We start from the raw sequence: 10,776 nt of genomic DNA, 5'->3' as shown, positions 1-10,776 counted from the left end.
TGCCGTGCTCGAGCACGCGCAGCTTGCCGTCGCGGGTGACGCGGCCCACGGTCACCGCGTCCAGCCCCCACTTCTCAAAGACCTGGAAGACCTCCTGCTCGCGCCCCTGCTCGGCCACCAGCAGCATGCGCTCCTGCGATTCGGAGAGCATGATCTCGTAGGCGGACATCTTGGTCTCGCGCTGGGGCACGCGGTCGAGTTCGATCTCGATGCCCACGCCGCCGCGCCCGCCCATCTCGCAGGTGGAGCAGGTCAGGCCGGCGGCGCCCATGTCCTGGATGCCCACCACCGCGCCCGTCTGCATGGCCTCCAGGCAGGCCTCGAGCAGCAGCTTCTCCAGGAAGGGGTCGCCCACCTGAACGTTGGGGCGCTTCTCCTGCGAGGTGGCGGAGAACTCCTCGCTGGCCATGGTGGCGCCGTGGATGCCGTCGCGCCCGGTCTTGGCGCCCACGTAGATGACGGGATTGCCCTCGCCGGCGGCGCGCGCGTAGAAGATCTGGTCGCGGCGCACCAGGCCCAGCGCGAAGGCGTTGACCAGGGGATTGCGCGAGTAGCAGGGCTCGAACTTGGTTTCGCCGCCCAGGTTGGGCACGCCGAAGCAGTTGCCGTAGCTGGCGATGCCGCTGACCACGCCCTCCAGGACGGAGTGGTTGCGGCGGACCTCGGCGTCGTCCTTCTGGCCGGGGGCGGGCGCCAGCGGCCCGAAGCGCAGCGAATCCATGATGGCGATGGGGCGCGCGCCCATGGTGAAGATGTCGCGCAGGATGCCGCCCACCCCCGTGGCCGCGCCCTGGAAGGGCTCGATGAACGAAGGGTGGTTGTGGGACTCGATCTTGAAGGCGCAGGCCCAGCCGTCGCCGATGTCGATGATGCCGGCGTTCTCCCCCGGGCCCTGCACCACGCGCTTGCTGCGGGTGGGCAGGCGGCGCAGGTGAACGCGCGAGGACTTGTAGGAGCAGTGCTCGCTCCACATCACGCTGAAGATGCCGAGTTCGGTCAGTGTGGGGGTGCGGCCCAGCAGCTTGACGATCTTCTGGTACTCGGCCGTGGAGAGGCCGTGCTCTTCGACGACCTTGTCGGTGATGGCGGCGCTCTTCGCTGGGGGCATGGGGAGATTCTATTCTCGCACGGTGTGGAAGGGCGGGGAAGGGCGCGCTCGTAGCTTTCAATCGTCCCTTCGGGACTCGCCATCCTCGCCGGCCTTACCCAGGACTTCGTCCTGGGCTATTGGCAATCGCCCTCCGGGCTTTGGCTGGCGACAAGAGCATGCTTGAGAGCCCCGAAGGGGCGTTTAGCACTAGCCCAGCACGAAGTGCTGGGATAGCGTCGCGCAAAAGATGGCCAGTCCCGAAGGGACGGTTGAAACGAGCGCATAGACGATTTTCGCGGCGCGCAGTACGATGGCGCTCAGGCGCATGTCCGACACGAAGAATCCCGACAAGCCCAGCATCGAGGTCTTCGCCGTGCACGGCGTGGAGCCCGAGGTACAGGCCTACGCCATGGCCAAGTACTCGCGCTCGGCGCTCTCCATGAAGGAGTCGCTGCGCGAGATCAGCGAGCAGAAGGCGGAGAAGTTCCTCAACACCTTCTACTTCCAGTACGGGCACCGCTCCATCGCCGACCTGGCCCACCTGGCGCTGGCCATCGAGCGGCTCTCCATCCTGGCGGCCATCATTCTGGTGGACGAGCAGCGCTGGGACGGCCAGGAGCGTTCCACCCGCTACCAGGACTTCAAGAAGAGCGGCTACCACGTCCCGGACTTCGGCGACGCGGCGGCCGCCAAGCTCTACCGCGAGACCCTGGACTTCCTCTTCGCCGAGTACGAGGCCTTCTCGGGGCTGATGTTCGAGTACCTGCGCGAGCGCACCCCCCGGCCCGACGACATGAAACAGGAGGCCTACGAGCGCACGCTCAAGGCTCGCGCCTTCGACATCTCGCGCTACCTGCTGCCGCTCGCGACCAACACCTCGCTGGGAGAGATCGTGAACGCGCGCACGCTGGAAAACCAGATCGCGCGCCTGCTCTCCAATCCTTACGCCGAGGTGCGGCGGCTGGGCGAATTGCTGAAGCAGGCGGCGCGCGAGCCCGCCTACAACCTCAACCAGGAGAAGTGGCACGGGCTGGTGGAGGAGGTGCGGGCGCTCGATCCGGCCCTGGGCGAGCGTGCGGCGCAGGAGCTGCTGAAGGACGTCAAGGCCGCGCCCACGCTGGTGAAGTACGCCGAGGCCAATCCCTACGAGATGGAGACGCGGCGCGAGCTGCGCCAGGCCGCCGCCGAACTGATGCAGGGCGCGGCCATCGCGTCGGCCAAGACGGTCGAGCTGCTGGAGGACGATCCGCTCGAGGTCGAACTCGCCACTACGCTGCTCTACGAGCATTGCCACCATCCCTATCGCCAGGTGCGCGAGCGGGTGGAGGGGCTGAGCGGGGCGCGGCGCGGCGAGATCATTTCTTTGGGTGCGAAGCATCGCGGCCAGCACGACGAACTGCTGCGCGCCTTCTCCGCCGGGCAGCGCCTGCGCTTCGACATCCTGATGGACCTGGGCGGCTTCCGCGACATGCACCGCCACCGCCGCTGCGTGCAGATCGGGCAGGACTTCACCACCGCGCACGGCTACGACACGCCCGAGGAGATCGAGGCCGCGGGGCAGAAGCCGCGCTACGACGCTGCCATGGCGCGTGCTGCTGAAACCGTTCACCAACTTGGCGTCATCCTGAGCGGGCTTCAGCCCGCGAAGGATCTCGCGGGCAGTGCCGAGGAGTCCGGCAGCGCCGCGGTCTACGCCATCCCTCTGGCCTACCGCAAGCGCACCCTGTTCAAGATGGACTTCGCCGAAGCGGTCTACATCGCGGAGCTGCGCACCGGCCCCGCCGGGCACATCTCCTACCGGCGCGTGGCCTACGGCATGTACGAAGCCGTGGTCGAGCGCTATCCCGCGCTGGCCAAGTACTTCCGGGTGACCAACGTGCGCGAGCCCGTGGACCTGCTCAAGAGATAGACGTCAGACGTCGGACCTCAGACGTCAGCCAATAACCAGGGGTGTAATTCGCTTTTTGTTCGCCTATTAGCGGAATCCGCGCTATACTGTCCGGTTGTGGAAAAACCGGGTGAATACGGCACTGACTCCGGCATGACTCCGGGTGTAGGCTAGGCTGGCATTCATCTATCGAGCTATCAGGAGAGCCATCATGGCAGACGAAAGAACGGAAAAGAGCCGTGCCATCGACCTGGCCATGGCGCAGATCGAGAAGCAGTTCGGCAAGGGCTCGATCATGCGCCTGGGGACCAAGGAAGCCATCGTTCCCATCGCGGTGATCCCCACCGGCGCCATCTCCTTCGACGCGGCGCTGGGGGTGGGCGGCTTCCCCCGCGGCCGGGTGGTGGAGATCTTCGGCCCCGAGGCCTCGGGCAAGACTACCATCGCGCTGCAGGTGGTGGCGGAAGCGCAGAAGGCCGGCGGCATGGCCGCCTTCGTCGACGCCGAGCACGCCCTCGATCCCGGCTACGCCAAGAAGCTGGGCGTGGACGTGGACAACCTGCTGGTCTCGCAGCCCGACTACGGCGAGCAGGCGCTGGAGATCACCGAGGCCCTGGTGCGCTCGGGCGCGGTGGACGTGCTGGTGGTGGACTCGGTGGCCGCGCTGGTCCCCAAGGCCGAACTCGACGGCGAGATGGGCGACAGCCACGTCGGCCTGCAGGCCCGGCTGATGTCGCAGGCGCTGCGCAAGCTCACCGGCACGGTCTCCAAGTCGCGCACCTGCCTGGTCTTCATCAACCAGATCCGCGAGAAGATCGGGGTGATGTTCGGCAACCCCGAGACCACCACCGGCGGGCGCGCGCTCAAGTTCTACTCCACGGTGCGCATCGACATCCGGCGCATCGCCGCCATCAAGGAAGGCGACACGGTCATCGGCTCGCGCACCAAGGTGAAGGTGGTGAAGAACAAGGTGGCCGCGCCCTTCCGCGAGGCCGAGTTCGACATCATCTACGGCGAGGGCATCTCGCGCGAGGGCGACCTCATCGACCTGGCCGTGCTCCACAACCTGGTGGAGAAGTCGGGCGCCTGGTTCAGCTACAAGGGCGAGCGCATCGGGCAGGGGCGCGAGAACACTCGCGTCTTCCTCAAGGAGCACAAGGACATCTTCGGCAAGCTGGAGGCCGAGGTGCGCCAGTCGCTCGGGCTGACGAAGCCGGCGCCCGGGCCCACCCCCGTCCCTGACTCCGCCAAGGCGGAAGCCAAGAGCGCGGTGGCGCGCCGCTAGGAGCCTTCATCGCCGCGGAGCAACACGGAACAACACAGATTCTCTCGGAACGGACCGAGTGCTCGGTCGAACGCGACCCTTCAGGATTGTCATTCCGAGCGCAGCGAGGAATCCAGGTCCTTCCTCCGGGCGAGCGAGAACCCAGATCCCTCGCTGCGCTCGGGATGACAACTCCTAGACAGTTGGGGGCTGATCATGGCCCAGCGCGAGCGCCGCTACTACGTCTATATCCTCACCAATCCTTCACAACACCCGTTCTATACGGGTGTTACCAGCGACGTCGGCGGGCGGGTACTGGATCACCGCTCGCACCAGCCCGGCAGCTACACCGCGCGGTACAACCTCGCCCGCTTGGTTTATTACGAGACCTTCCGCTATGTGAAGAACGCGATTGCCCGGGAGAAGGAGATCAAGGGGTGGGGACGGGCCAAGAAGCTGGCGCTGATTCGGAGCGTCAATCCGAAGTTGGACGACCTGGCGCTAGGGTGGGGGAAGTCGTTTCTGAAACACAAAGAGAAAACCTAGATCCCTCGCTTCGCTCGGGATGACAATCCTTAGAGACTGGGTGCTCTCGAAGGTCGCTGCCCCTGCGATGGTGAACCTAGATGCCTCACTGCGCCCGGCATGACAATCCATGAAGGGCAGCGGTTAGCGAGCGATTGCCTGCCCCGCAGACAGGCGCTAGAATCGTGCTGGCTCGTAGCCTCGAGGACGAGTGAAGAAGAGCATCGCCATCTATCCCGGCTCCTTCGATCCGCTGACCAACGGTCACCTGGACCTGATCGAGCGCGGCAGCAAGATCTTCGACGAGCTCGTCGTCGCCATCCTGCGCAACCCCGAAAAAGACCCGCTCTTCACCCTGGAAGAACGTATCGAGATCCTGGAAGCCGAGATCGCGCGCTGGAAGAACGTGCGCGCCGAGGTCTTCGACGGCCTGCTGGTGGACTACGCGCGGCAGCACAGCGCCAGCGCGGTGCTGCGCGGCATCCGCGCCATCAGCGACTACGAGTACGAGCTGCAGATGGCCCTGATGAACCGCAAGCTCGACCCCAAGCTCGAAACCGTCTTCATGATGCCGGCCGAGGCCTACAGCTATGTCTCGTCGCGCCTGGTCAAGGAAGTGGCGCGGCTGGGCGGCTCGGTGCGCGGCCTGGTGCCGGCCCTGGTGGAAGAGCGCCTGGAACGCAAGATCAACGGCGGCAAGTCCGCCACAGCCAAGAGGAAATCCCAATGACAGCCACGGCCGTGAGCACGCAAGCCAGCACCCTCACCCAGCGCATCAACCGCATCGAGATCTCGGCCACCCTGGCGGTGGTGAACGAGGCCGAGAAGCTGCGCGCCGCCGGCGTGGACCTGGTGGACTTCGGGGCGGGCGAGCCCCACTTCGCCACCCCGCAGCACATCAAGGACGCGGCCATCCTGGCCATCCAGCAGAACTTCACCAAGTACACCGCGGTGGCGGGGACGGCGGAGCTGCGCGACGCCGTCGTGCACCGCCACTCCGTGGACTTCGATTCCGACTACCGCCGCGAGGAGTGCATCGCCTCGGTGGGCGGCAAGCACGCCCTCTTCAACGCCATCTCGGTGCTGGTGGAGCACGGCGACGAGGTCATCCTGCCGGTACCCTACTGGGTCTCGTTCAAGGACATCATCCGCTACGCCGGGGGCGAGCCGGTGCTGGTCCAGACCGACGAGGAGCGCGGCTTTCAACTGACCGCCAGGATGATCGAGCGCGCCATCACTCCGCGCACCAAGGCCATCATCCTCAACTCGCCCGGCAATCCCTCGGGCGCGGTGATGAGCCCCGACGACCTGGCCGCCATCGTCAAGCTGGCCGCCCAGCGCGGCATCTGGATCATCTCCGACGAGTGCTACGTCTACCTGAACTTCACCGGCAAGCGCTATTCCGTGGGCGTGCTGCGCGAGTGCAAGGAGCGCATGGTCATCATCGGGTCGCTCTCCAAGACCTACGCCATGACCGGATGGCGGCTGGGCTACGCGCTGGCTCCCGCTCCCGTGGTCTCGGCCATGCAGAAGCTGCAGAGCCAGTCCACCTCCAATCCCACCTCCATCGTGCAGAAGGCGGCGGTCACCGCGCTCAAGGGGCCGCAGCAGTGCGTGGAGGAGATGCTGAAGGAGTGGATCCGCCTGCGCGATCACGTGGTCAAGGGGCTGCGCGCCATCCCCAACGTGCGCTGCTCCAAGCCCGAAGGCGCCTTCTACGTCTATCCCAACCTCTCGGCCTTCCTGGGGAAGGGCGGGCTGAACTCGGCCGCCGACCTGGCCAAGCGCCTGCTGCACGAGGCGCACGTGGTCACGGTGCCGGGCGAGGGCTTCGGCACCCGCGAGCACATCCGCATCTCCTACGCCACCTCGGAAGCGGAGATCGACCGCGGCTTGGAGCGCCTGCGCAAGTTCCTGGGCGCGCTGGAAACGGTTTAGAATCGTAGCCCGCCGCGACGGCCTTGAGCCCGTCCATGCCCGACCTCTATCCATTGCGCCTGGTGCCGGATTTCCGCGAGCGCGTGTGGGGGACGCGCGACCTCGCGCCCATCTACACCAGCCCGCCCGGCCAGCAGCCCGTCGGGGAAGTGTGGCTGACCGGCGACGACTGCCGCGTCTCCAATGGTCCTCTGGCCGGGCAGACCCTGGGCGAACTGTGCCGCCGCTTCGGCCGCGACCTGGTGGGCACGTCCGCGCGACGATCGGACTGCTTTCCGCTGCTCATCAAGTTCCTCTTCCCGGAGCAAAAGCTCTCGGTGCAGGTGCATCCCGACGATGCGGCCGCGCGCCGCGCCGGCCTGCCTTGCGGGAAGTCGGAGTGCTGGTACGTGCTGGCAGCCAAGCCGGGAGCGAAGATCGGGCTGGGCCTGAAGCCCGGGGTCACGCGCGCCGGCTTCGAGCAGGCCATCCAAGACGGCAAAGCCGACGACCTGCTGCACTGGGTAGAGGTCCACCGCGGCGAGATGATCTACTCGCCCGCGGGCACGGTGCACGCCATCGGGCCGGGCATGCTGCTGGTCGAGACCCAGCAGAACTCCGACACCACCTACCGCCTCTACGATTACGGGCGCGGCCGCGAGCTGCACGTGGCCGAGGGCCTGGCGGCCATGCGCGAGACCCGTGCCGGCAAGGTGGAGCGCATGGGCGACGACGACATGGCCCGGCTGCTGGCCTCGCCCCACTTCATCGTGCACAAGCAGTCGGCCCGGGAAGCTTGGTTCCGGGAGAGCGCGCCGGAGTGGAACTCGGTGGAGATTCTGGTCGGGCTGGACGGCGGCGGCTTGGTGGAATGTCCCGGGGCGCAGACCACGGTCTTCTCGCGCGGCGAGGCGGTGGTCATCCCCGCGGCCTTGAAGCAGTTCACCCTCAAGCCCCAGGGCGAGATCGAGTTTCTGGCCGTCACCCTGCCGGAGCGCGGCCGCGCCCCCGAGCCGAAGACGTACCTGTAGCGCCGGGCACGGCGTTCTTTGTGTCCTTCGTGCTACCTTGGTGTGCTTTGTGGTGAGTTTCTCCGCCGTGCGGAAGACCAACTTTTATCCCGTGATCCTGGCGGGCGGCAGCGGCACACGCTTTTGGCCGCGCAGCCGCCGCCGCCGCGCCAAGCAAGTGCTGGCGCTCGACGGCGAGCACACCATGATCCAGCAGACCCTGGCGCGCCTGGCTCCGCTGGGCCGCCGCGAGCGCTTCTGGGTGATCACCAACCGGGAGTTGCAGGGCGAGATCGCCCGCCAGCTTCCGCAGCTCAAACGGGCGCAGATCATGGCCGAGCCGGTGGCCCGCAACACCGCTCCCGCCATCGGCCTGGCCGCTTTCCTGCTGCGGCGGCTGGACCCGCAAGCGGTGCTGGGGATGTTTCCCGCCGACCACGTCATCGCCGACGCGCGCCGCTTCCGCCGCACCCTGGCGCGCGCCATCCGCATCGCGGCCGCCGGGCCCAACCTCGTGGTCATGGGCATCCCGCCCAGCCGCCCCGAGACCGGCTACGGCTACATCGAGGTAGGGGAAAAGGCGGGCGACGGCTTCCGTGTTCGCCGCTTCACCGAGAAGCCCAGCCGCGCGAAGGCGGAAAGATTCCTGGCCACCGGGCGCTACTACTGGAACAGCGGCATGTTCGTGTGGAGCGCCCAGACTCTGGCCGCGGCCCTGCAGGAGCATCTCCCCAAGACCGCGCGTTGCCTGGAAGAGATCGCGGCGGCCTGGGGCACGCGCCGCTTCGCTGCGGTTTTTCGCCGCCTCTACCCCAGGTGCGAGGACATCAGCGTGGACTACGCGGTGCTGGAGCCGCGCTCGGCCCAGGGCGAGCGCTGCTCCCACATCTACTGCCTGCCCGCGGACTTCGGCTGGAGCGATCTGGGCTCGTGGGCGGCGCTGCACGAGCACCACGCCGGGGCGGAGCGCGCGCGCAACGTGATCGAGGCCCGCGACTCCTTCACCCTGGACGCGGCGGGGAATTACGTTTATTCGCCGAAGAAGTTCGTGGCCGCCATCGGCATCCGCGACGCGGTGGTGGTCGAGACCGAGGACGCGCTGCTGGTCACCACGCGCGCGCACGCGCAGGAGGTCGGCAAAGTCGTCGGCCATCTGCGCGAGAAGAAGCTGAAGAAGCTGCTGTAGGAGCGGTCGTTAGTCGTTGGTCGTTTGTCGTTAGCCTTCCTCCGTGAGCGGACCGGTTTGGCCAACGGCTAACGACCAACGACAGGAATTGGCCAACGACCAACGGCTAACGACCAACGACTTTCCGCAACCAACGCTTATGCCCGAGATCAAATTCGGCACCGACGGCTGGCGCGGCGTCATCGCCGACGACTTCACCTTCGACAACGTGCGCCGGGTGGCGGGCGCCATCGCTTCCTACGTGCTCAAGAGGGAGGACAGCCGCAAGGGCCTGGTGGTGGGCTACGACACCCGCTTCCTCTCGCGCCAGGCGGCGGAAGTCGCCTCGGAGGTGCTGGCCGCCGCCGGCATCGCCGTGCGCCTGGCCAAAGACTGCGTTCCCACGCCCGCCGTCTCCTTCGCGGTGAAGCACTTCGGCGCGGCCGGCGGCGTGGTCATCACTTCCAGCCACAACCCCTGGCAGTGGAACGGGGTGAAGTACAAGGCGGGCTACGGGGGCTCGGCCACCCCGGCCATCACCCGGGAGATCGAGCAGGAACTGCGCGCCGGGGCCATGCCCAGGGGAAGGGCCGCGGCGGTGACCGAGACCGACTTCGTCCCGCCTTACGTCGCCGCCATCATGAAGTTCGCCGATCTGGACCGCATCGCGCGTGCCGGCTTCAAGCTCGCCATCGATCCCATGTACGGCTCCGGGCGCGGCGTGCTGGCGGGCATCTTCCGCGCGCGTGGCATCCCGCACCTGGAGATCCGCGGCGACATCAACCCGCTCTTCCCCGGCATCAATCCGGAGCCCATCGAGCCGCACATCCAGATGCTGCGCGAGACGGTCAAGCGCGAGGGCTGCCACGCCGGCTTTGCCACCGACGGCGACGCCGACCGCATCGGCGCGGTCGCCGAGGACGGCAGCTTCGTCGACGCCCACAAGATCTTCTGCTTGCTGCTGCGCTGGCTGCTGGAGCGCAAGCAGTGGCCGGGGGAGGTGGCGCGCGCCTTCAACACCACCGGCATGGTGGACCGCATCTGCGCCCGCCACGGCCGCAAGCTGCACGAGACCGGCATCGGCTTCAAGTACCTGTGCGAACTGATGCTGACGCGCGAGATGCTGGTGGTGGGCGAGGAGTCGGGCGGCATCGGCATCCCCCGCCATCTGCCCGAGCGCGACGGCGTGCTCAACTCGCTGCTGCTGGCCGGCCTCATGGCGGAGGAAGGCCGCACCCTGGCGCAACTGGTGGCCGACCTGCAGAAGCAGCACGGCCCACACTACTTCGGCCGCCGCGACCTGCACATGACGGAGGAAGCCAAGGTCGCGGCCATGCAGCGCATCGAGCAGCAGAAGCCGGAGCGCCTCGGCCGCTACAAGGTCGTGCGCCGCGCCGCCCTCGACGGCGTGAAGTTTTTCCTGGATGCGCCCGCGCCGCACGGCGGCGCCGAGCCCTGGATCCTGATGCGCGCCTCCGGCACCGAATTGCTGCTGCGCCTCTACGCCGAGGCCGCCTCGCCGGAGCTGGTGGAAGAGATCCTCCAGGCGGGCGAGGAATTCGCGAAGAGTTCCTAGTTTCTCGTTTCTAGTTTCTAGAACGGGGGTTAGCCCCTGAGGGACGTCAGCTCGAACTGCCCCAGCGGGCGCTCGCTGGTGGTCAGGGATTCGCAGCGGCGGTCGAGCGCCGCGAACTCGCGCGCATAGCGCTGGCGGAAGGCCGCGTGGCTGGCGCGGTCACGCCAGTAATCCACGGTCACGAAGCGGTCGCGCTGCCGGCGGTCGTGCAGCAGTTCGGTGCGGATGTAGCCCTTCGCTCTGCGAAACAGCCGCTCCCAGTCGCCGCCTGGTCCGTAGGCCCTCAGGAACCTGCGCCGGCAGCCGGGCTTGACCCGGAAGGCCCAGAGGTAGACGTATTG

General features: G+C 67.3%; 10 protein-coding genes. 8 read left to right on the top strand and 2 right to left on the bottom strand.

Features of this window, described 5'->3' with window-relative positions; genetic code table 11:
• Nucleotides 1-1,108: phosphoribosylformylglycinamidine synthase subunit PurL (gene purL / locus VEG08_03205; protein ID HXZ26988.1), on the bottom strand; the 1,108-nt coding region annotated here is incomplete at its 3' end.
• Nucleotides 1,109-1,415: 307 nt separating this feature from the next.
• On the opposite strand from purL, the gene VEG08_03200 reads away from it, so the two are divergent.
• From VEG08_03200 to VEG08_03165, 8 genes are all read left to right on the top strand, one after another.
• Nucleotides 1,416-2,999 (top strand): FAD-dependent thymidylate synthase, encoded by a 1,584-nt coding sequence (locus VEG08_03200; protein HXZ26987.1) that lies wholly within the window; start codon nt 1,416-1,418, stop codon nt 2,997-2,999.
• A 190-nt stretch (nt 3,000-3,189) separates the two neighbouring features.
• Nucleotides 3,190-4,263 carry a recombinase RecA gene (gene recA, locus VEG08_03195; protein ID HXZ26986.1) on the top strand — a complete coding sequence of 358 codons (1,074 nt, stop codon included), beginning with the start codon at nt 3,190-3,192 and terminating at the stop codon, nt 4,261-4,263.
• 195 nt (nt 4,264-4,458) lie between these two features.
• Entirely contained in the window at nt 4,459-4,788 is a 330-nt protein-coding gene (locus tag VEG08_03190; GenBank protein ID HXZ26985.1) for a GIY-YIG nuclease family protein, read from the top strand.
• A 190-nt stretch (nt 4,789-4,978) separates the two neighbouring features.
• A complete protein-coding gene (gene coaD, locus VEG08_03185) occupies nt 4,979-5,497 on the top strand; it encodes a pantetheine-phosphate adenylyltransferase (protein ID HXZ26984.1) in 519 nt (172 codons plus the stop codon).
• On the top strand, nt 5,494-6,705 hold the full coding sequence (locus VEG08_03180; GenBank protein HXZ26983.1) for a pyridoxal phosphate-dependent aminotransferase: 1,212 nt from the start codon (nt 5,494-5,496) through the stop codon (nt 6,703-6,705). Before coaD ends, VEG08_03180 begins: the two co-directional genes overlap by 4 nt.
• A gap of 35 nt (nt 6,706-6,740) precedes the next feature.
• Nucleotides 6,741-7,715, top strand: coding sequence for a type I phosphomannose isomerase catalytic subunit (locus VEG08_03175; protein HXZ26982.1), 975 nt, complete (start codon nt 6,741-6,743; stop codon nt 7,713-7,715).
• A gap of 67 nt (nt 7,716-7,782) precedes the next feature.
• Nucleotides 7,783-8,880: a mannose-1-phosphate guanylyltransferase gene (locus tag VEG08_03170; protein HXZ26981.1), complete on the top strand. Its 1,098-nt coding sequence runs from the start codon at nt 7,783-7,785 to the stop codon at nt 8,878-8,880.
• A gap of 139 nt (nt 8,881-9,019) precedes the next feature.
• Nucleotides 9,020-10,435, top strand: a complete 1,416-nt coding sequence (locus VEG08_03165; GenBank protein ID HXZ26980.1) for a phosphoglucomutase/phosphomannomutase family protein — start codon at nt 9,020-9,022, stop codon at nt 10,433-10,435.
• Between the two features lie 29 nt (nt 10,436-10,464).
• Here VEG08_03165 and VEG08_03160 read toward each other — a convergent pair.
• The coding region (locus VEG08_03160; GenBank protein ID HXZ26979.1) for an antibiotic biosynthesis monooxygenase family protein at nt 10,465-10,776 on the bottom strand (312 nt) is incomplete at its 5' end.

The sequence above is a fragment of the Terriglobales bacterium genome (genome assembly GCA_035624475.1).
Classification (GTDB): Bacteria; Acidobacteriota; Terriglobia; order Terriglobales; family Acidobacteriaceae; genus DASPRL01.
This window is presented reverse-complemented; position numbering and strand designations above follow the sequence as displayed.